This is a genomic window from Gordonia sp. WA4-43 (genome assembly GCF_020520305.1).
In the GTDB taxonomy this organism is placed as follows: Bacteria; Actinomycetota; Actinomycetes; order Mycobacteriales; family Mycobacteriaceae; genus Gordonia; species Gordonia hongkongensis.
Genome location: NZ_CP084736.1, coordinates 4,271,344 through 4,291,704, shown reverse-complemented (window position 1 = coordinate 4,291,704; position 20,361 = coordinate 4,271,344). Strand labels below are relative to the sequence as shown.

The window sequence follows — 20,361 nt, the reverse complement described above, 5'->3', positions numbered from 1 at the left end:
TATTGACCGCATGGGAGCCGAGGTGTCCAAACAGCAGTTCACCGGCGAGGACCGGGTTCGTTTCCGACGTCAGGTGGGTCGCGGCACGGAAGCGATCGCGCGGATGCTCGCCGACGGGCTGTTCACCGATCAGGGCCGTCCGCCGAAGCCGTTGCTCGGCATGGAGGTCGAACTGAACCTTGTCGACGAGGCCATGCAGCCGGCGATGGCGAACGCCGCCGTCCTCGAGGCGATCGCCGATCCGGACTATCAGACCGAACTCGGCCAGTTCAACATCGAGATCAACGTCTCGCCGCGACCGTTCACGACCGACGACACGATCTCGCTCGAGCAGGCGCTGCGGACGTCCCTCAACCGGGCCGAGCAGCGGGCCGCACAGACGTCGAGCCACCTGGTCATGATCGGCATGTTGCCGACGCTGAAGTCCGAACACTTCGCGCACCACTGGATCTCGGCGAACCCACGCTACGACCTGCTGAACGAGCAGATCTTCGCCGCCCGCGGCGAGGACCTCGAGATCGACATCACCGGTGTCCCGCTGACCGATGGGCACCACACCGAGCACCTGCGCACCTCGACCGATTCGATCCTGCCCGAGGCGGCCTGCACCTCACTACAGCTGCACCTGCGGGTCGCGCCGGAAGACTTCGCTTCGCACTGGAATGCGGCACAGGCCATCGCCGGGGTGCAGGTCGCCCTGGCCGGGAACTCGCCGTTCCTCGCCGAGACCGCGTTGTGGCACGAGAGCCGCATCCCGGTCTTCGAGCAGGCCACCGACACCCGGCCGCTGGAGCTGAAGAACCAGGGTGTCCGGCCGCGAGTGTGGTTCGGGGAGCGATGGATCAACACGATCTTCGACCTCTTCGAGGAGAACACGCGCTACTTCCCCGCACTCCTTCCCGTCTGCACCGACACCGACCCGCTCGCCGAACTCGACGACGGACGCATCCCGACCCTCGACGAACTGCGTCTGCACAACGGGACCGTGTACCGCTGGAACCGTCCGGTCTACGACATCCACGAGGGACAGGCCCACCTGCGCGTCGAGAACCGCGTGCTGCCCGCCGGTCCCACGGTCGTCGACACGATGGCCAACGCCGCGTTCTACTACGGCGTCGTCCGGGGCCTCGTCGAATCCGATCGGCCGCTGTGGTCGCGGATGTCGTTCAACGCCGCCGCCGAGAACCTGCAGTCCGGCGCCCGAACCGGCATGGAATCGCAGCTCTACTGGCCCGACGTCGGCTGGGTGCGGCCCGACGAACTCGTCCTGCGCCGGCTGCTCGTGCTCGCCGAGGACGGACTGCAGAGGTTCGGCGTCTCCGACAAGGCCCGCAAGCGCTACCTGTCGGTCATCGAGGGCCGGTGCATCTCCCGCCAGACGGGATCGGTCTGGCAACGCCAGGCGGTCGCGGCCCGCGAACGCGCGGGCGAGAGCCGGACACAGGCGCTGCACGGGATGCTCCGCGACTACGTCACCCAGATGCACGAGGGCGAGCCGGTGCACACCTGGGAGGTCTGACACCCGCCTCGGCGCTCGTCGACGGACCTGCTTTAATGGAAACAATTTCCATTAAGGAGGCTCCGTTGAAGGTCCGTGCATCCATCCGGTCGTTGAAGAACCAACCCGGTTCACAAGTGGTCAAGCGCAAGGGGCGCATCTACGTGATCAACAAGGGCAACCCCAGATTCAAGGCGCGCCAGGGCTGATCGCCGTCGGCGGCGTCTCTCGACGCCGCCGACTACCTCGAATCCACGATCGTCGGTTTCGTCGACACCGCGCTCGCCGCCCAGAACGCAGTCGTCGCCGCCGAATCCCTGGAATTCGGAACGGTGTTCGTCGGGTCGATCCGCAACCACCCACTGGCGGTGGCCGACGAACTCGGCCTACCCGACCATGCGGTCGCGACCTTCGGCCCGGCGATCGGACGACCCGATCCGACCGAGCCCGCGGGCATCAAACCCCTCCTGCCCCAAGCGGCGGTTCTCCAGCACGAGACCTACGACGCCGAGTCTGCGGACTCCCACGTCGAGGCCTACGACGAGGTCCTGTCCGGTTACAACCGTCGGTATGGTCTCGAGGGAGACTGGAGCACAAGGGTTCTCGCTCGTCTCGCCCATGCCGAGTCGTTACACGGCCGGGAGCGACTGCGTGCGCAGCTCGACGCACGCGGGCTGCCGTCGTGGTGATCGTGTTCGCTTGACCCAACCGACAACCCTCATCGCCCCGCCGAATCCTACCGGTCGCCACCGACAAGCTCCCGCAACACTATGAATCTGATTCACATTGTCGGGCAATTGTTTTCGTGGCCAGACCTGCCGAACTCGTGTACACTCGAACGTACGTACATTCGCAGCACCGGCTCTCGGGGGGAGGTGACCGTCATGCCCAGCACCACACCACTCGCCGACCACGGCGCGCCCGCGTCCCGCGCGGCCGAACTCGTCGCCGAACTACACGCGAACCTCGACGAACTACAGACCGTCGACTTGTCCTCCTGCACCGACGAAGAACTGATTGACGTCGCCTCTGCCACCGAACGCGCCATCGCGCGTCTGACCGTCGCCGGTGACCGGCAGATCGATCAGGCCGTGGCCCGCGACCTGCCCCGCAAGGCCGGCTGCCGCACCCTCATGCAGTTCATGACGCACCGGCTACGAGTGTCGAACCCGATGCGCCGCCGTAAGCAGATGGACGCCACCACCCACCGGACCAGCCTCGGCGGCGAGGTACTCCCACCCGAATACCCCTGCCTCGCCGAAGCTTTCGCACAAGGCGCGGTCGGCACCGCGCACGTGCAGGCCACCCTCGACGTCCTCGACCGCATCCCCGGCACCATCGACCACGATGTACAGGTCGCCGCCGAACGACAGATGGCCGAAATCGCCGAAGCCCACACCCCCGCCGACATCACCCAACTCGGCGCCCGCCTGCTCGCCCACCTCGACCCCGACGGCACACTGTCCGACGACACCGACCAGAAACGACGCCGCGGCCTGTGGATCGGCCGGCAACGCGCCGACGGCACCGCCAAAATCTCCGGCACCCTCACCCCCGCACTCGCCGCCCGGCTCACCATGATGTTCGCCGTCTGGGGCAAACCCGGACTCAACAACCCCGACGACCCGGCCTCGCCCAGCGGGCCGGCCGGCACCGCCGACCCCGACGCCCTGACCGCCGCAGCCGACCGCGACGGACGCACCCTCGCACAGACCAATCACGACGCCCTCGACGCCGCACTCGCCGCCGGCTTCGCCGACGGAACACTCGGCACCTCGCACCGAGGCCTGCCCGTCCAACTGATCATCAAAGCCGACCTCTCCGACCTGATCCGCGAAGCCGGACTCGCGACCACCGCCACCGGCACCCTGCTGCCCATCCGGGACCTGATCGCGATGGCCGGCGAGGTCCAGCCATGGTTGGCGATCTTCAAAGACGCCACCACCGTCCCCCTGCACTTCGGGCGCGCCAAACGTCTGGCCACCCGCGAACAACGCCTCGTCTCCTTCGCCCGCCCCGCCGGGGAAGTGTGCTCGGCACCCGGCTGCGACCAGCCCGCCACCCACATCGAGCTTCATCACGCCGAACGAGACTGGGCCAAAGGCGGTCTCACCGACATCGACGACCTCGCCCCAGCCTGCCCGCGACACAACCGCATGGTCGGCGACCAGCCCGGCCAATACACAACCCGCATCGCCCGATCCGGACCCGACGAAGGCCGCTGCGCCTGGCGACTCAACGCCGAACCCGGCGCGCCACCCAACCCCGAACACATCAACCGCCGACCCGACATACCCAAGCGGTTGCAGGCCCACCTGGAACAGGTTCGGCGAGAGATCCACGGACGCACCACGTCCGGCGATGAGCCACGCCCACATCACGCGCGCCGATCATGGTTGAAAACCAGCCACGTCATCGACGTCCGACCACCCCGACCCGGACCACGCACACCCCGGCCGTCCCTCGTCGAAGCACACCTCATGGAGTTACTCGCCAGTCGATGACTCTCGCCTGTCGGATCACATCGCCCGCCGTCGTCGAGTGCGGCTACTTCTGCACGAAGAGCCCCCGCCCGGAGATGAGCGGCAGGTCGAGCGCGGTGACCAGTCCGGGTTTCGCATCGACCACCGCCGCAACGGAATTGACCAGACGCATGGCGGTGACGATCATCCCGGACACGTTGTGGTCGCCGTTCTCACCGTGGTGCCCGAACTCGACCGTCATCTCCGGTTCGCCGGAGATGGCGATGCGGTAGCAGCCGTCGCCCTCGTTCGGGGTCGGCCAGTCCGGGCACTGGTCGGGGTGGGTGCGCGTGTAGTGCTCCAGCACAATGCGATCCACGCCGTCGACCTGACCGGCGACCTCGAACCGGACCGCGGCCATCGTGCCCTTCGGGATCTCGACGGACACCGTCGAGTAGTCGCGGTCCGCCTCGACCCGCTCGACGCGTTCCACGAGCGGCTCGTCGAGCACGAGGTCGAGTCCGGCGGCGATCTGTCGCACGACACTCCCCCACCCCATCGACAGGATGCCCGGTGCGAACAGCAGCGGCGTGGCGTCCAGGGGCTGCCCGAAGCCGAACAGGTCACGCATGACGACGGGCTGATAGTAGGTCGAGTAGTCGGCGATCTCCTGGCAGCGGATCTCGTCGATGCGCTGGGAGAGACTCGTCATCGCCAGCGGCAGTGCGTCATTCGCGAAACCCGGGTCGATGCCGTTGACGTGGAGGCTCGCGCCACCCGCCGCACCCGCGGCGGCGATCCGATCCAGCAGCGAGTCGGGCAGGATGCCATGGGGGAACTGCAGGACCACCGGCCCGCTCGACACCACGTTGATCCCGTTCTCCACGAAGAAGATCAGATCCTCGATCGACTCCATGACGCGGTCGTCGGTCATCGCGGTGTGCACGATGCAGTCGGGTTTCAGGGCGATCAGCGCGTCGCGGTCGCCGGTCGCCGCGACACCCAGCTCACGGTCGAGACCCGCGAGTTCGCCGGCGTCCTTGCCGACCTTGGCGGGGTCGGACACCCACACACCCACGAGTTCGAGGTCGGGCCGGGCGTCGATCCCGGCGATGGCATGTCGTCCGACGGTTCCGGTCGACCACTCGACCACGCGCAATGTCATGCGATCCAAACTAGAACACGTTCCACTTCGCCGTGCCGATTCGGCGAGATGCGCCTCGCTAGAGTCGGGAGCTGTGACCGCGACGTCGCCCCCGGACCCCGCCGCCCCGATCCACATCGACCACGACGGCCATCGGACGATGCTCAAGTGGCACCGCGGCCGGCGGCGCGCCGACGACACGGCGTTCACCGCGACCCGGATCGTCGAGGGCATGCGGCTCGGCGCGAGTATCGAGATCGATCTGGTGATCCACGCCGAGCGCGGTTTCGCCGTCCTGCACGACCGCACGGTCGACCACGCCACCACCGGCACCGGCGTGGTGTCGGCGCTCCCGGCGTCGTATCTGCGGGAACTGTCCCTGCGGGACAACCGCGGCCGGCCCGTCGACGAGCACGTCCTCCTGCTCGAGGACCTGACCGAACTCTTCGACGGCGTCGACATCGCGCCCACCGCGTCCCTCCAGCTCGACTTCAAGGAGGACGACGCCGCGCTCGATCCCGAGGCCGTGGCGGTGTTCGCCCGCAGTGTCGCACCCCACGCCCGCCACTACATCTTGTCGTGCGGCGACGCCGCGGCGGTCGACACGTTGACCTCGGCCGCACCGGGCATCCGGATCGGTTACGACCCTTGCCATCACGGTGCCGCCGACGCGGCGATCCGCTCCGGGGACTTCGACGGCTTCGTCGACCGCGCGGTGGCGGCATCGCCGGAGGCCGAGATGGTGTACCTGGAGAACCGGCTGATACTGGCGGCCGACCACCGCGGCCACGACCTGATCGGCGCGTTCCACGAGCGCGGTCGGCTCGTCGACGGGTACACGGTGACGCGGGTCGGACCGCGCGTCATCCCGGACATCAGGCGACTGCTGGAGTTACGGGTCGACCAGATCACGACCGATGATCCCGAGGCCCTGGCGACGCTCGACCTCGATGCCCCCGCACGTGATTCCGGTTCGCGGCTGGTGCGCTGGATCCGCGGCAGCAGCCGACGCTCAGACGTGCAGTGACCAGAACGGTTCGACAGGGATGTTGCGGACGACGAACCAGGCCAGCACGACCACCAACACGACGACCCCGGAGTAGCGGAGGTGCTGCCAGCTGCGAACCCGGCGGCCGGTCCACAGTCGCAGGCAATAGGCGCCGAAGGCGAAGAGCAGCAATCCCATTGCGAGCACCCCGACGGCGTTGTAGTGCATCGCCGCCGGGACATCGCCGTGCAGCAGCGAGTAGATCGCCCGTAGCGACCCACAGCCCGGACACGTCACCCCGAAGATCAGCTTGGTCGGACAGACCGGCAGGGTGCCACCAGGCGTCGTCGGATCGCCGAACCACACTGCCGCACAGACCATCCCGGTTCCGGCGACGACCGTCGCCGGACCGAGGTACCGATGCTTCGAAAGGGCCGACACCCGTCCGAGGACGGCCCTCTCGAAACGCTCAGTACGTGGACGTGGACGCGGAGGCGCCGAGGAGGATGACGAAAAGGACGACATAGACGATGATGATCAGGACCCAGATGATGACCGACGAGATCGCACTCCACATCGCCCACTTCTTGGCCTCGTCGGCCGCCTTCTGCGCACCGGCGTAGTCGCCGGCGGCCCACAGCTTGCTGACGGAGGTCGACTTCACGATCGACACGATCCCGAGCGGCAGACAGCAGAGCACCGTGGACAGGATCGCCCACACGAGGTTGTTGTCCGGTTCCGGGCCGGCCGGATTCCCGCCCGGGAACCCGCCGTACGGCTGCTGTCCGTAGCCACCCGCGCCGTAGTTCGGCGGCTGGTTCGGATCATTGGGGTAGCTCATCTGCGCCCTTTCGACTCGGTCAGAGAACTCCAGGAGCGTAACCGTTCGTCACCGGGCGCGACATGCCTGGAAACGATATTGATTCCATTGACATACAACGGAATCCTCGCAGGCCGGACCGTTGCGTGATGCAACTACGGCGTGTCCTAGACCGTGTCGCCGAACAACCTCGGGAGGGTGCCCTCGTGCGCCTCACGGAGTTCGGCGAGGGGCACCGAGAAGTAGTCCTGGACCTCGACGGCGTCGCTGCCCTGGTCGACCACACCGATGCGTGTCCACGGCATCGAACGCGCGTCGAGCATGGCGGTGAACCGCGATTCCTCGGTGCGCGGGACCGCCACGAGCACGCGCCCGGCAGACTCGGAGAACAGCCAGACGAACGGGTCGGCGTCCTCGGGCAGCAGGACGCGGCACCCGGTCTCGCCGGCCAGGGCCGCCTCGACGACGGTCTGGATGAGGCCACCCTCGCTGAGATCGTGTGCCGCGGAGATCAATCCGTCGCGGGACGATGCGGACAGGATCTCGGCGAGCAGACGTTCGCGTTCGAGGTCGACCTGCGGCGGGACGCCACCGAGGTGGTCGTGACTGACCTGGGCCCAGATCGAGCCGTCGAATTCGTCGCGGGTCTCACCGAGCAGGATGAGTGTCTCACCGGGTTCGGTGCCGATGCCGGTCGGGATGCGGCGGTGCACATCGTCGATGACGCCGAGGACGCCCACGACCGGGGTCGGCAGGATGGCCGTCGCACCCGTCTGGTTGTAGAAGCTCACGTTGCCGCCGGTGACCGGGATGCCGAGCTGGGCGCAGCCGTCGGCGAGCCCCCGAACCGCCTGCTGGAACTGCCACATCACCGCCGGGTCCTCCGGGGAACCGAAGTTGAGGCAGTTGGTCACGGCCTTCGGCGTCGCCCCGGACACCGCGACGTTGCGGTAGGCCTCGGCAAGCGCGAGCTGCGCGCCGCGGTAGGGATCGAGGAAGGTGTAGCGGCCCGACGCATCGGTCGCCAGTGCGATGCCGCGCCCGGACTCCTCGTCGATGCGGATCATCCCCGAGTCGGCGTGCTCGGCCAGGACGGTGTTGCCGCGCACGTAGCGGTCGTACTGGTCGGTGATGAACTTGCGGCTGCACAGCGCGGGCGAGGCCAGCATGGCCAGCAGCGTCTCGCGCAGCTGGTCGGATGTGCTCGGGCGCTGCAGCGGTTCGGTCGTCGACGCGATGACGGTGTCCTGCCAGTCGGGCCGGGCGACGGGACGCTCGTAGACCGGACCGTCGTGGGCGACGGTGCGCGGCGGCACGTCGACGACGGTCTCGCCGTGCCAGGTGATGACCAGCTGATCGCCGTCGGTGACCTCGCCGATGACGGTCGCGAGCACATCCCACTTGCGGCAGACCTCGAGGAACTTTTCGACGTTGTCCGGGGTCACGACGGCACACATGCGTTCCTGCGACTCGCTGGAGAGCACCTCCGCCGGGGTCATGCCCTCGGCGCGCATCGGCACCTTCTCCAGGTCGATGTGCATGCCGCCGTCACCGGCTGCGGCGAGTTCGCTCGTGGCGCAGGACAACCCGGCACCGCCGAGATCCTGGATGCCCACGACGAGTCCGGCGTGGTAGAGCTCGAGGCAGCACTCGATGAGCACCTTCTCGGTGAACGGGTCGCCGACCTGGACGCTGGGCAGCTTCTTGCGGTTCGGACCCGAGCCCTCGGAATCGTCGAAGGTCTCCGACGCCAGGACCGAGACACCGCCGATGCCGTCGAGCCCGGTGCGTGCACCGAACAGGATGATCTTGTTGCCCGCGCCCGAGGCGAAGGCCAGGTGCAGGTCCTCGGTGCGCAGCACGCCCGCGCACAGCGCGTTGACGAGCGGGTTGCCCGCGTAGCTGGCGTCGAAGACGGTCTCACCGCCGACATTGGGCAGGCCGAGGGAGTTGCCGTAGCCACCCACGCCGCGCACCACACCGTCGACGACGCGCCGGGTGTCCGGGGCGTCGGCCGGGCCGAAGCGCAGCTGATCCATGACCGCGATCGGGCGTGCGCCCATGGCCATGATGTCGCGCACGATGCCACCGACTCCGGTGGCGGCGCCCTGGTACGGCTCGACGTAGCTCGGGTGGTTGTGCGATTCGACCTTGAAGGTCACCGCCCATCCGTCGCCGATGTCGACGACGCCGGCGTTCTCGCCGATGCCGGCCAGCATGCTCGCGCGCATCTCGTCGGTGGTGGTCTCACCGAAGTAGCGCAGGTGCACCTTCGACGACTTGTAGCTGCAGTGCTCGGACCACATGACCGAGTACATGGCGAGCTCCGCGTCGGTGGGCCGGCGACCCAGGATCTCGCGGATGCGCGCGTACTCGTCGTCCTTGAGACCGAGTTCGCGGAAGGGTTGCGGATGGTCCGGGGTCTGGGCAGCGGCTGAGACGGTATCCACCTGGGCACTCACCCGGACAAGTCTAGGCGTGCGCGGGCGGTTGCGGCCGCCGGGGCGCCTCGGGTGCGCACCCTGGGAGATCTGCGACGGATGTCACGCCGGTCTAGCGATACTCTGTCTCCGGCGACCGCCCCCGGGGTGTGTCGTCGTGGTACCCGGGGAGAACGGTTCGGGGTCGGTGTGCGCCGATGGGACGACACAGGGGGAAACGATGGCCGATGTCCGCAAGGCGAGGGCACTCTTCGAACTCGGCGTCCTGTCCCTGAACATCCCGGTCGAAGGTCAGGAACCGGTCGACAATCCCGCGCAGGCCGCCAAGGCCTTCACTCGAGCGACCGAATGGGACCCGGCCCTGGGCGACGCCTGGATCGGCCGGCTGGCCTGCGGCGACAGCAGCAATGAGGTCCTCCTGGGCCTCTATCGTGCCCGCGGGTCGATCGGCGCGGAGCAGCGCCGGCTCGGGCTCCCGCCCGGCACGATCGCGGGGCGCTGGTACACCGGGATGCTGATCGACTTCCCGGCGTCGAATGCCGTCGAGGCGACCGCGGCCTACGCGGCCAGTCTGGTCCGCGGCGCGGACTTCGCCGGTGCGGAAGAGGTCCTCGACGAGGTACCCGCGGCGCACCGCGTGCCGATCGTGGATTTCGTCCGCGCGTTCCTGCACTTCGCCACCCAGCGCTGGCCCGACGTCCTGACCTCGCTGACCAGGTCCGACCGGTGGAACGACCCGTACATGCAGGCCGTCGCCGACTTCATGGCCGGGACGTCGTGCGTGCATCTCGGCATGTACGGCGAGGGCATGCGGCGCCTGCAGAACGCGGTCGACGGCCCGATCCCGTCCTGTTCGACGCAGGCGATCTTCGTCTACGGCCTCGCGCTGCGCGAGCAGGGCCACGAGGAGAAGGCGAAGTCGATGTTCGAGCAGGCCTACGCCCGTGACCCGTCGCTGACCGGCGCGGCCGACGCCATCCGGTCGCCCTCCTACCGGATGCCCCCCACGACGCCCGAGCAGATCGCCGAGCGCACCGACCGGTGGGACCCGAAGTCGGTGCCCGATCGCGCCGAGTCCCTGGTGTCGACCTCCGGGGACCCCGCCGAACAGAATTCGCTGGTGACCGAGGCGCAACGGGAGCTGGCCGAACAGATCGGGCTCGAGTCGGTCAAGCAGCAGGTGGCCAAACTGCAGTCCACCGCGACCCTGGCGAAGGTCCGCGCCGACCGCGGGCTGTCGACGTCGGCCCGCAGCCTGCACCTGGCTTTCACCGGACCGCCCGGCACCGGCAAGACGACCGTGGCCCGCATCGTCGCCAAGATCTACTGCGGCCTCGGCTTCATCAAGTCCGACAAGGTCGTCGAGGCCACCCGCCGCGACATGGTCGGTGAACACCTCGGCAGCACCGCCATCAAGACCGCGGCGCTCATCGACTCCGCGATGGACGGCGTCCTGTTCATCGACGAGGCGTACACGCTCATCCAGCAGGGGCTGTCCGGCGGCGACGCGTTCGGCCGCGAGGCGGTCGACACCCTGCTGGCCCGGATGGAGGACGACCGTGACCGGCTGGTCGTGATCATCGCCGGCTACGACGCCGAGATCGATCGGTTCCTCGCCTCCAACGACGGACTGGCGTCGCGCTTCGCGCGCCGGGTGCGGTTCGACTCCTACACTCCCGACGAGCTCGCCCGCATCGCCGATTTCATTGCGCGCAAACGTGATTCGTCGTTGACGCGGGAGGCGATGCTCGAGATCGAGCAGGCGTGCGCTCCCCTCTACCACGACGTCCGCGAGCATCAGGGCACCGCGCGGCGCGCCACCGATCTCGCCGGCAACGGCCGCTTCATCCGCAACATCATCGAGGCGGCCGAGGAGGAGCGCGAGTTCCGGCTCAGCACCGCCGGCGACTTCGACTCACTCAGCCAGGACGACCTGATGCGCATCGAGACCACGGATGTCCGGGCCGCCATCTCGGGCGTGCTCTCCGGCCTCATGCGCTGACCGCGCCCCATCCCATCCCGCACCACCGGGTCACCACCCGGACCGCTTCCCGAGGAGTTCCGTGATGTCTGTTCCCGCCCGCCGATCCCGCCCCGCCGAGCTGGCCGCGGGCCTGTCGATGGCCGCGATGATGATGCTGGCGATCGGTGCGTGTTCGTCCGACGACGCCGCGCCCGCGCCTTCATCCGACAGCGCGGTCCCGACCACGAGCGCCACCGAGACGAGCAGCTCCGCCGCATCTGCGGACAGCAGCCGGGCCAGTGCGTCACCGTCGCGCGTCTCCGAGTCCGGTTCCGACGCCGGGTCCGGCTCCGCGTCGACCATGACGTGCACGGAGTTCCGCGAACTCGACGACGCCCGGCGGGCGGCGGTCCTGACCGATCTGGACGTGACCGACAATGTCCAGCAGGTGGCCACGGTGGCGGCGACGGTCTGCCTGACGCGGCCCGACGACACCATCGCCGCTGTCGTCGCCGAACTCCTCCCGCGCTGATAGTTTCACCAGCTATGAGCAACAGTCCGTGGGCCCTGCTGCACGGGCCGCTGTTCACTCGGGACAGCCCGCTCGACCGCAAGCACGCCGCGCCGCGCATCAGTGCCTACATCTACGGCAACATCCTGATCTTGGCCGTGCTCATCCCGTTGCACGTCGAGGACGACTTCGTCGGTATCGCGATCCTCGCGGGCACCGCCGCCTCGACGTTCATCGCGCACGTCTTCGCCGAGGGCGTCGCCCGGCGCGTGTCCGACGGCAAGGTCGAGCCGACGCGATCAGAGGTCCTCGGTCATCTCCGCGACTCGGTGCCGATCCTGACCTCGGCGCTCCTGCCCTGCGCGATCCTGCTGCTCGGTCTGATCGGCTGGATCGAGCCCCGCACCGCCCAGTTGATCGCGGAGATCGTGATCCTTTTGCGCATCGGCGGCACGGTCTTCGTCATCGACCGGCTCAACAACGAACGGCCCAGCCGGGCAACGCTGTTCAGCTCCGGAGCGGTCACGCTGGTGGCGACCGTGATCGTCGCGATCAAGGTCGTGGTCACACACTGAGGCGCTCGGACGTCAGCCGCCGGCACCCTCGGTGGTGACCGTGAGGATCACCTCGGTGAACTCCGGCCGGCAGATGACGAGGTCGGGCAGGTAGGTGTCCTCGTTGTTGTAGACGAGCGGCGAACCGTCGATCCGCCCGCACCACAGACCCTTCGCCTTCGCGACGGCGACCGGCGCGGCCGAATCCCACTCGTATTGGCCGCCCGCATGGACGTAGGCGTCGGCCTCGCCGCGCACCACCGCCATCGCCTTGGCCCCGGCGGAACCCATGGGCAGCACCTCGCCGGCCATCGCCGCGGCCACCTCGTCGGCGAACGCCGGTGGGCGCGAACTGCTCACGACGACGCGCGGGACCCCGGTCCGGGGCCGGGACGCCAGGCCTTCCACGGGCTCGACGGTGGAACCGTCGTCGAGGTAGGTCACCCCGAGGGCCGGCAAGGCGACCGCACCGGCGATCAGCCCGTCATCGGCCGACCACAGCGCGACGTGCACGGCCCAGTCGCTGCGGCCGCCGCCGGGTTCGTAGGTGCCGTACTCACGCGTGCCGTCGACCGGGTCGATGATCCACACGCGCGACGCCGACAGCCGCGACTTGTCGTCGGCCGACTCCTCGGACAGCACCGCATCGTCCGGCCGCTCCTGTGCGAGACGCCCGAGGATGAACTCGTCGGACCGGCGGTCGCCCTCCTGACCGAGCTCTTTGCCCGTCAATCCGCTGGAGCGCCGGATGTCGAGCAGGAGTTCACCTGCGGCGGTGGCCAGTTCACCGGCCAGGGCACGATCGTCGGTCACGAGGTTTCCTCTCGGTCGGAATACCGGACGGCTGCAGTCACAGACCCAGGTTACGCAGAACCAGGTCGGCGACCTCGGACGGCGGGCCGTCGTCGGGGGTGATGTGCAGATCCGGGTCGGACGGACGCTCGTAGGGCGAGTCGATGCCGGTGAACTGACTGATCTCCCCCCGCCGCGCGCGGTCGTACAGGCCCTTCGGGTCGCGTCGTTCGCATTCGGCGAGCGGGGTGTCGACGAAGATCTCGTAGAACGGCAGCCCGCGCTCGGCGTGGATCTCCCGGGCCCGCTGCCGTTCCTCGGCGAACGGACTGATGAGCGAGACGATCGCCACCGATCCCGAGTCGGCGAACAGCGCGGCCACCTCGCTGGTGCGGCGGATGTTCTCCCGGCGGTCGTCGTCGGAGAAGCCCAGATCCGAGTTCAGGCCGTGCCGCAGGTTGTCCCCGTCCATCAGGTACGCCGGACGCCCCTCGGCGACGAAGCGCCGCTCGAGCTCGACCGCCAGCGACGACTTCCCGGAGCCGGACAGACCGGTCAGCCAGATCGTCGCGCCGCGGTGCGCGCGGTGCTCACGGCCGACCTTCGTCGCCTGCCAGACGACATGACTGTCGTGACTCACCGGCGCCGTGATCATCCCCGCGCCGACGGTCCGGTTGGTGGCCTCGTCGATCAGGATGAAGCTGCCCGTGTCGCGGTTGCGCCGGTACGAGTCGAAGGTCACCGGCTCCTGGGTGTGCAGGGTGACGCGTCCGATCTCGTTGAGCGACAATCCCTCCGCGTCCTCGTCGCGGTGCAGCGAGTTGACGTCGAGGCGGTAGTTGAGCCCGTTGACCTGCGCGCGGGTCAACCGGGTTCCGCAGAGCAGCTGATACCGGTTGCCCGGTCGCAGTTCGGCGTCGTCGGCGAACCAGCACACCATCGCGTCCAGGTCGCGTCCCACGTACGGCCGGTTGTTGGGGCGGGCCAGCATGTCGCCGCGCACGATGTCAATCTCGTCGGCGAGTTCGACGGACACGGCCATCGACGCGAAGGCCTCGTCGACCGGTTGGCCACCGGGTGCCCAGATCTCGGTGATGGTCGTGCTGAAACCGCTGGGCAGGACGACGATCTCGTCACCCTTGGCCAACACACCGCCGGCGACGGTGCCCGCATAGGCGCGGTGGTCGGCGCCGTCGCTGCGCTGCGGCCGGATCACGTACTGGACGGGCAGACGGGTGTCGATCAGGTTGCGGTCGGAGGCGATGTAGACGTGCTCGAGATGATTCAGCAGCGGACGCCCCTCGTACCACGGCATCGCCGCGGACTGTTCGACGACATTGTCGCCCCGCAGCGCCGACATCGGGATGAACGTCAGGTCGACGACGTTGAGCTTGGTCGCGAAATCGACGAAGTCGGCGCAGATCTCGTCGAACCGCTCCTGCGACCAGTCGACGAGGTCCATCTTGTTCACACAGACCGTCAGGTGCGGGATGCCGAGCAACGACGACAGGAACGCGTGCCGCCGCGTCTGCTCGAGCACGCCCTTGCGCGCGTCGATCAGGATCATCGCGAGATCGGCGGTCGAGGCACCGGTCACCATGTTGCGCGTGTACTGCACATGGCCGGGGGTGTCGGCGATGATGAACTTTCGCCTGGGCGTGGCGAAGTACCGATAGGCGACGTCGATGGTGATGCCCTGCTCGCGTTCGGCACGCAGCCCGTCGGTCAGCAGGGCGAGGTTCGCGTACTCGTCACCGCGCTCGGCGCTGGTGCGCTCGATCGATTCGAGCTGGTCGGTGAAGATCGCCTTCGAGTCGTAGAGCAGCCGGCCGATGAGTGTCGACTTGCCGTCGTCCACCGAGCCCGCGGTCGCCAGACGCAGCATCTCCGTCGCGCCGCCGACGGCGTTGAGGTCGCCCATCAGAAGTAGCCTTCCTTCTTGCGGTCTTCCATCCCCGACTCGGAGATCCGGTCGTCGGCGCGCGTGGCTCCCCGCTCGGTCAACCGGGTGACCTCGATCTCCTCGATCACCTTCATCACGTCGTCCGCGCCGGACAGCACACAACCGGTGCACGTGGCGTCGCCGACGGTCCGGAACCGCACGGTCTCGGTCCGCACCTCCTCACCCGGGAGCTCCTGCAGGAAGCGGGTTTTCGCGAGCAGCATGCCGTCGCGCGGGATCACCTCGCGCTGGTGCGCGTAGTAGATCTCCGGCAGATCGATGTCCTCGGCGGCGATGTACTGCCAGATGTCGAGCTCGGTCCAGTTCGACAGCGGGAACACCCGGATGTGCTCCCCCTTGGCGTGACGCCCGTTGTAGAGGCGCCACAGCTCGGGTCGCTGCTCGCGCGGATTCCACGCGCCGAACTCGTCACGGAAGCTGAACACGCGCTCCTTCGCCCGCGCCTTCTCCTCGTCGCGCCGGGCCCCGCCGAACACCGCGTCGAAACGGTTCTCGGTGATCCCGCGCAACAGCGCCGCGGTCTGCAGCCGGTTGCGGCTGGCACCCGGGCCGGTCTGCTCGACGACCCGCCCGGCATCGATGTCGTCCTGCACCGAGCTGACGAGAAGGCGAACCCCGGTCTCGGCGACCACGCGATCGCGGTACTCGATCACCTCGTCGAAGTTGTGCCCGGTGTCGACGTGCATGAGCGGGAACGGGATCGGCGCCGGCCAGAACGCCTTCCGCGCCAGATGGAACATCACCACGGAGTCCTTGCCGCCGGAGAACAGCAGAACCGGACGTTCGAAGGTCGCGGCGACCTCGCGGAAGATGTGCACCGATTCGGCCTCGAGCGCCGCGAGATGCGAGAGCTCATAACCGTGGTGACGACGACGCCGGTCCTCGGTGTCGTCGGGACGACGTCCGTCGTCGGCGTCGATGGTGATGGCCACCGGAGCAACCCCCTTGACATGTCGAATAATCGACACTATGTGTTGACAATGTGACACAAACCGTAGGTGACTTCTCCGACGCGCGTCAACCGGCGCGTGCGGCGTCGCCACCGACCGCCCGGGTCGTCCGCATCGTCGAACTCCTCGCCGACGCCGAACAACCGGCGCTGACGCTGGCCGAGATCGTGCGTCAGACCTCGATGTCGCGCGCCACCGCGCACGCCGTAGTCTCCGAACTCGTCGACTGCGGATGGCTGATCCGGGACCCGTCGGCCGGCACCTTCGGCGTCGGACCAGCCTTCGTCGGCCTCGTCCGGAACGCCGACGGCGCGGACCACCTCGTACGGTGGGCGGCGTCGGCGGCGCGCGACCTGTGCGAACGGTTCGACGTCCCCTGTTTCGTCGCCCGACGGACCTCGGCCGACGCGGTGACCCTGGCGTCGCACGCCTTTCCGCCCCACCTGGCACCGGAGACCGCGCAGCATCCCTGGTTGCGCAACGGCAGCCGCATCCGGCTCCGCCCGCCGATCTGTCGGGAGTTCATCGCCTTCGACCCGGACGACGCCCGGTCGAACTGGATCGGCCAGGCCGCCGAGTCCACCCGCACCCGGCTGGGCATGGTGCTCGACGTCGTCGCCGAACGCGGCTACTCGATCGAGCGCATGACCGACGACCACGTGGCGATGATCGAAGCCCTGAGCTCCCTCGACACCATGTCGGACACCCTGCGCGCGCGGGTCGGCGACCTGCTCACCGAGCTGTCGGTCATCGATTACCTGCCCGAGGAGATCGACGCCTGCGCGGCCGACGGCACGGGGGTACCCGTGGTCACCATCGGCGCCCCCGTCTTCGACTCCGCCGGCCGGGTGGTCGCGGCCATCGTCGTCTGCCCGAACACCACCCTCGACGTGGACGAAGTGCGCCGACTCGGCGAGGCCACGCGTGCTGCCGCCGACGGGATCTCGAGTCATCTCAGCTGAGGGGCGGGTCGGCCGAACGAATGAACACTGCGCCCGGAAATACCCACGAAACGGACTTCCTGCGGAAAACTGGCCGGTGATCACGACACGTCACCGTCGCCACCAGCAAGGGAGTCGAGATATGCCCAGCACCAAGACGATCACCCGGTTGGCCGCCGCCGCCATCGCTCTGACCTCGGCTGCCGGGCTCGGCGTCGCGGCCACCGGCGACGCGAACGCGGTGTCCCGCGAGTATCCGCTGTCGACCTGCGTGGGCCTGAGCCCGAACGTCGTCGACGTCCCGTTCCTGGCGCGACGCACGATCGTGAGCACGTATGCCGGCAACGCCTACATCGCCGCCGACTTCACCAGCTACTTTCCCGGCGGCTACCAGTCCTCGGCCCGCCTGGACTGGCACAACCTGGCCACCGGCAAGCGCAGCTCGAAGGTCAGCAACGTCCGCGTGAACCCGCCGTACCAGGGCGTCCACTACTTCGTGATCCCCGTCAACCAGATCGGCAAGGGCCGGGTGAACGTGACCTTCAGCGCGGTCAACCGGAACGCGCTCTGGAGCGTGCCGTCCACGAGCTGCAGCGGGAGCATCGTCATCCCCTGAGCCGGACCGCCACCGATGACTTCCGGGGGCACCCAACCGCCCCCTAATCCGAAAGAAGCGACCCCATTGCTCCCTGAGGTGTGAGGAGCGATAGCGACGAGCCACGAAGGGCCTGGTGAGACAGGTTGCGGAGCCCTTCGTGGCTCGCTTCGCTCGCACCTCAGGGAGCAGAGATGTGGACGCTTAAGAGTGTTCTTTCGTAGTCCACGCAAGACCTGCAACGCTGCAGCCCGACACAACGGCGCCACTTCGACGGAACTTGCGCTGCCCCGACATGTGACCGGCAGACAACGCTCGAGAGCGTTCTGTTCATGCTCCCTGAGGTGCGAGTGAAGCGAGCCACGAAGGGCCATGTTCGATGCTCGCCCGCCCTTCGTGGCTCGTCGCTTGCGCTCCTCACACCTCAGGGAGCAGGGGTTATGGAGTTCTTTAGGGCTGAACAGCAGAGGAAACATCGAATGGTGATCGTCGCCAACATGTTTCGCGAGTTCGCCGAGATGATGCCGACGACAGCCGCCTCCTCGACGGCCGGATCCAGGAGCTCACCTATCGCCCCACACCGCACTTCTGACCCCGGCGATCACCCACACCGACTACCAACCAAGCACTTGCTAGGTTAGTCTCGGGGGCATGAGTGACGCCGTCATCCCACCTCCGCTCGGACCCGACGATCTGGGCCCGGATACCTCACCGGTCGCCTACGAGACCGGCGGCCCCGACGGCGCGGTGGCCTATGTGACGCTGAACCGCCCGGAGTACCGCAACGCGCAGAACTCGGTGATGACCTATTCGCTCGACGCCGCGTTCCGCAAGGCCGTCGACGACGCCTCGGTGAAGGTGATCGTGCTGCGGGCGAACGGCAAGCACTTCTCGGCCGGACACGACATCGGCACCCCCGAACGCGACTTCGACACCTACTACGAGAACGCGGCCGTCCTGCACTGGGACCACACCGACAAGACCGGTGCCGACCAGCGTCTCGCCCGCGAGATGGAGGTGTACATGGGGATGTGCCGCCGCTGGCGCGACATCCCCAAACCCCTCATCGCCCAGGTCCATGGCGCGTGCATCGCCGGCGGTCTCATGCTCGCCTGGATCTGCGACTTCATCGTCGCCTCCGACGACGCGTTCTTCTCGGACCCGGTCGCCCGCATGGGCATCCCCGGCGTCGAGTACTTCGCCCACGCCTTCGTGCTCGGCCCGCGCCGGGCGAAGGAGATCCTCTTCACCGGTGAACGTTTCACCGCTACGCAGGCGGCCGACTGGGGCATGGTCAACCACGTCGTTCCCCGGGAAGCCCTCGAGACCAAGGTGAACGAGATCGCCGAGAAGGCCGTCGCCATGCCGATGCAGGGGCTCTTCCTGAGCAAGAAGGCCGTCAACATCTGCGAAGACCAGATGGGCCTGCGCAACTCGATGGACTCGGTGTTCGGCTGGCACCACTTCGCGCACGCGGCCAACTCCGAGGCGGGTGGCGACTCGCTCGGCGGGATGGACGCGAAGTCGATGAAGGCGTCGGCGTCGACCGGCACTCGGGATCGGTGAGCTGACATGGACCTGCTGTTCGACGACGCCGCCGACGACTTCCGCGCCGAGGTCCGCACCTGGCTGGCCGATCATGTTCCGCGCGAACCGCTTCCGTCGATGGACACCGCCGAGGGATTCGAGGCGCACCGCGAGTGGGAGCGAACGATGGCCGCCGACCGGATGTCGGTCGTCAGCTGGCCGGAGGAATACGGCGGCCGCGATGCCCCGCTGCTGCACTGGGTCATCTTCGAGGAGGAGTACTACCGTTCGGGTGCTCCCGGACGCGTGAGCCAGAACGGCATCTTCCTGCTCGCACCCACCCTGTTCGAGCACGCGAGTCCTGCTCAGCTGGAACGCATCCTGCCGCGGATGGCCAACGCCGACGACATCTGGGGTCAGGCGTGGAGCGAACCCGAGGCCGGCAGCGACCTCGCCTCGCTGCGGTCGACCGCCGTTCGCACCGACGGCGGCTGGCTGCTCAACGGTCAGAAGACCTGGAGTTCGCGGTCGAGTTTCGCCGACCGCGCCTTCGGCCTGTTCCGCACCGACAAACAGGCACAGCGCCACAAGGGTCTCACCTACTTCATGTTCGACCTGCGCAGCGAGGGCGTGACCGTCCGGCCGATCGCACAGCTCGACGGCGAGGCCGGGTTCGCAGAGCTGTTCTTGGAGAACGTCTTCGTCCCCGACGATCCGTCGAATCCGGGCGAGTCGGGTGTCATCGGCGAGGTGGACAACGGGTGGCGGGTCGCGATGAGCACCGCCGCCAACGAACGCGGGCTGTCGCTGCGCGCACCCGGCCGGTTCCTGGCCACCACCGACCGCCTCGTCGAACTGTGGCGGTCGAACCGGGACGACGTCCCGTCGACGGCGAACACCGATGCGCGCGTGGCAGATGCGTGGATCGGGTCGCGAGCCTACGAGCTGTCCACGTATCAGACGGTGAGTCGTCTTGCGGCCGGTGGTTCGCTCGGCATGGAGTCGTCGATCAACAAGGTGTTCTGGTCGCAGTGGGACATCGCCGCTCACGAGACCGCCCTCGACCTGCAGGGCCCGGCCGCCGAGCTCGACGACCGGTGGACCGACGGCTACCTCTTCTCGTTGTCCGGGCCGATCTACGCGGGTACCAACGAGATCCAACGCAATGTCATCGCCGAGCGCCTGCTCGGCCTTCCCCGTGGAGATCGGTGA

At 68.1% G+C, this 20,361-nt stretch carries 19 protein-coding genes; 12 read left to right on the top strand and 7 right to left on the bottom strand.

Annotation, left to right across the window (positions count from 1 at the left end):
• Positions 1–10: 10 nt before the first annotated feature.
• From LEL84_RS19485 to LEL84_RS19470, 4 genes are all read left to right on the top strand, one after another.
• Positions 11–1,519: a hypothetical protein gene (locus tag LEL84_RS19485; RefSeq protein WP_058252589.1), complete on the top strand. Its 1,509-nt coding sequence runs from the start codon at positions 11–13 to the stop codon at positions 1,517–1,519.
• Positions 1,520–1,584: 65 nt separating this feature from the next.
• The gene (gene ykgO, locus LEL84_RS19480) at positions 1,585–1,707 is read left to right on the top strand and encodes a type B 50S ribosomal protein L36 (protein ID WP_033205406.1); all 123 of its coding nucleotides are present in this window, start codon (positions 1,585–1,587) and stop codon (positions 1,705–1,707) included.
• 48 nt (positions 1,708–1,755) lie between these two features.
• Positions 1,756–2,187, top strand: coding sequence for a nitroreductase family protein (locus LEL84_RS19475; RefSeq protein WP_226514364.1), 432 nt, complete (start codon positions 1,756–1,758; stop codon positions 2,185–2,187).
• A gap of 195 nt (positions 2,188–2,382) precedes the next feature.
• Entirely contained in the window at positions 2,383–4,002 is a 1,620-nt protein-coding gene (locus LEL84_RS19470; RefSeq protein ID WP_226512545.1) for an HNH endonuclease signature motif containing protein, read from the top strand.
• 43 nt (positions 4,003–4,045) lie between these two features.
• Here the strand turns inward: LEL84_RS19470 and LEL84_RS19465 are convergent, their stop codons facing one another.
• On the bottom strand, positions 4,046–5,125 hold the full coding sequence (locus LEL84_RS19465; RefSeq protein ID WP_159370130.1) for a diacylglycerol kinase: 1,080 nt from the start codon (positions 5,123–5,125) through the stop codon (positions 4,046–4,048).
• Positions 5,126–5,264: 139 nt separating this feature from the next.
• Here LEL84_RS19465 and LEL84_RS19460 point away from each other — a divergent pair, with 139 nt between their 5' ends.
• A complete protein-coding gene (locus LEL84_RS19460) occupies positions 5,265–6,131 on the top strand; it encodes a glycerophosphodiester phosphodiesterase (protein WP_205334159.1) in 867 nt (288 codons plus the stop codon).
• Here the strand turns inward: LEL84_RS19460 and LEL84_RS19455 are convergent.
• From LEL84_RS19455 to purL, 3 genes are all read right to left on the bottom strand, one after another.
• Positions 6,117–6,473, bottom strand: a complete 357-nt coding sequence (locus LEL84_RS19455) for a DUF2752 domain-containing protein (protein ID WP_159371821.1) — start codon at positions 6,471–6,473, stop codon at positions 6,117–6,119. The genes LEL84_RS19460 and LEL84_RS19455 overlap by 15 nt on opposite strands.
• A gap of 88 nt (positions 6,474–6,561) precedes the next feature.
• The gene (locus LEL84_RS19450) at positions 6,562–6,933 is read right to left on the bottom strand and encodes a CD225/dispanin family protein (protein WP_058252586.1); all 372 of its coding nucleotides are present in this window, start codon (positions 6,931–6,933) and stop codon (positions 6,562–6,564) included.
• A 146-nt stretch (positions 6,934–7,079) separates the two neighbouring features.
• A complete protein-coding gene (gene purL / locus LEL84_RS19445) occupies positions 7,080–9,374 on the bottom strand; it encodes a phosphoribosylformylglycinamidine synthase subunit PurL (RefSeq protein ID WP_176455858.1) in 2,295 nt (764 codons plus the stop codon).
• A 199-nt stretch (positions 9,375–9,573) separates the two neighbouring features.
• Between purL and eccA the strand changes: the two genes are divergently transcribed.
• From eccA to LEL84_RS19430, 3 genes are all read left to right on the top strand, one after another.
• A complete protein-coding gene (gene eccA / locus LEL84_RS19440) occupies positions 9,574–11,355 on the top strand; it encodes a type VII secretion AAA-ATPase EccA (RefSeq protein WP_226512544.1) in 1,782 nt (593 codons plus the stop codon).
• Between the two features lie 64 nt (positions 11,356–11,419).
• The gene (locus LEL84_RS19435; RefSeq protein WP_226512543.1) at positions 11,420–11,848 is read left to right on the top strand and encodes a hypothetical protein; all 429 of its coding nucleotides are present in this window, start codon (positions 11,420–11,422) and stop codon (positions 11,846–11,848) included.
• Positions 11,849–11,862: 14 nt separating this feature from the next.
• On the top strand, positions 11,863–12,402 hold the full coding sequence (locus LEL84_RS19430; RefSeq protein ID WP_159370126.1) for a hypothetical protein: 540 nt from the start codon (positions 11,863–11,865) through the stop codon (positions 12,400–12,402).
• A gap of 12 nt (positions 12,403–12,414) precedes the next feature.
• Here the strand turns inward: LEL84_RS19430 and LEL84_RS19425 are convergent, their stop codons facing one another.
• Genes LEL84_RS19425 through cysD form a run of 3 tightly spaced genes read right to left on the bottom strand, consistent with a single transcriptional unit; the run spans position 12,415 to position 16,056 of the window.
• Complete coding sequence (locus LEL84_RS19425) at positions 12,415–13,194, bottom strand: 3'(2'),5'-bisphosphate nucleotidase CysQ (protein ID WP_226512542.1); 780 nt, start codon at positions 13,192–13,194, stop codon at positions 12,415–12,417.
• A gap of 37 nt (positions 13,195–13,231) precedes the next feature.
• The gene (gene cysC, locus LEL84_RS19420) at positions 13,232–15,094 is read right to left on the bottom strand and encodes an adenylyl-sulfate kinase (protein ID WP_226512541.1); all 1,863 of its coding nucleotides are present in this window, start codon (positions 15,092–15,094) and stop codon (positions 13,232–13,234) included.
• Positions 15,094–16,056: a sulfate adenylyltransferase subunit CysD gene (cysD, locus tag LEL84_RS19415; protein ID WP_171011707.1), complete on the bottom strand. Its 963-nt coding sequence runs from the start codon at positions 16,054–16,056 to the stop codon at positions 15,094–15,096. Before cysD ends, cysC begins: the two co-directional genes overlap by 1 nt.
• Positions 16,057–16,118: 62 nt before the next feature.
• On the opposite strand from cysD, the gene LEL84_RS19410 reads away from it, so the two are divergent.
• The 4 genes from LEL84_RS19410 to LEL84_RS19395 all read left to right on the top strand — a co-directional run bounded on the left by LEL84_RS19410 (position 16,119) and on the right by LEL84_RS19395 (position 20,361).
• Positions 16,119–17,048 (top strand): IclR family transcriptional regulator, encoded by a 930-nt coding sequence (locus LEL84_RS19410; protein WP_226512540.1) that lies wholly within the window; start codon positions 16,119–16,121, stop codon positions 17,046–17,048.
• A 121-nt stretch (positions 17,049–17,169) separates the two neighbouring features.
• Entirely contained in the window at positions 17,170–17,643 is a 474-nt protein-coding gene (locus tag LEL84_RS19405; protein WP_226512539.1) for a hypothetical protein, read from the top strand.
• A 630-nt stretch (positions 17,644–18,273) separates the two neighbouring features.
• Entirely contained in the window at positions 18,274–19,188 is a 915-nt protein-coding gene (locus tag LEL84_RS19400; RefSeq protein ID WP_226512538.1) for an enoyl-CoA hydratase, read from the top strand.
• 6 nt (positions 19,189–19,194) lie between these two features.
• Positions 19,195–20,361, top strand: coding sequence for an acyl-CoA dehydrogenase family protein (locus tag LEL84_RS19395; RefSeq protein WP_058251161.1), 1,167 nt, complete (start codon positions 19,195–19,197; stop codon positions 20,359–20,361).

Coding starts and splice junctions, on each gene's coding strand:
- LEL84_RS19470 (WP_226512545.1), top strand. CDS start 2,383: ATGCCCAGCACCACACCACTCGCCGACCACGGCGCGCCCGCGTCCCGC.
- eccA (WP_226512544.1), top strand. CDS start 9,574: ATGGCCGATGTCCGCAAGGCGAGGGCACTCTTCGAACTCGGCGTCCTG.
- LEL84_RS19435 (WP_226512543.1), top strand. CDS start 11,420: ATGTCTGTTCCCGCCCGCCGATCCCGCCCCGCCGAGCTGGCCGCGGGC.
- LEL84_RS19465 (WP_159370130.1), bottom strand. CDS start 5,125: ATGACATTGCGCGTGGTCGAGTGGTCGACCGGAACCGTCGGACGACAT.
- cysC (WP_226512541.1), bottom strand. CDS start 15,094: ATGGGCGACCTCAACGCCGTCGGCGGCGCGACGGAGATGCTGCGTCTG.
- LEL84_RS19450 (WP_058252586.1), bottom strand. CDS start 6,933: ATGAGCTACCCCAATGATCCGAACCAGCCGCCGAACTACGGCGCGGGT.
- LEL84_RS19455 (WP_159371821.1), bottom strand. CDS start 6,473: ATGGTCTGTGCGGCAGTGTGGTTCGGCGATCCGACGACGCCTGGTGGC.
- LEL84_RS19430 (WP_159370126.1), top strand. CDS start 11,863: ATGAGCAACAGTCCGTGGGCCCTGCTGCACGGGCCGCTGTTCACTCGG.
- LEL84_RS19395 (WP_058251161.1), top strand. CDS start 19,195: ATGGACCTGCTGTTCGACGACGCCGCCGACGACTTCCGCGCCGAGGTC.
- LEL84_RS19460 (WP_205334159.1), top strand. CDS start 5,265: ATGCTCAAGTGGCACCGCGGCCGGCGGCGCGCCGACGACACGGCGTTC.
- LEL84_RS19405 (WP_226512539.1), top strand. CDS start 17,170: ATGCCCAGCACCAAGACGATCACCCGGTTGGCCGCCGCCGCCATCGCT.
- LEL84_RS19485 (WP_058252589.1), top strand. CDS start 11: ATGGGAGCCGAGGTGTCCAAACAGCAGTTCACCGGCGAGGACCGGGTT.
- LEL84_RS19400 (WP_226512538.1), top strand. CDS start 18,274: ATGAGTGACGCCGTCATCCCACCTCCGCTCGGACCCGACGATCTGGGC.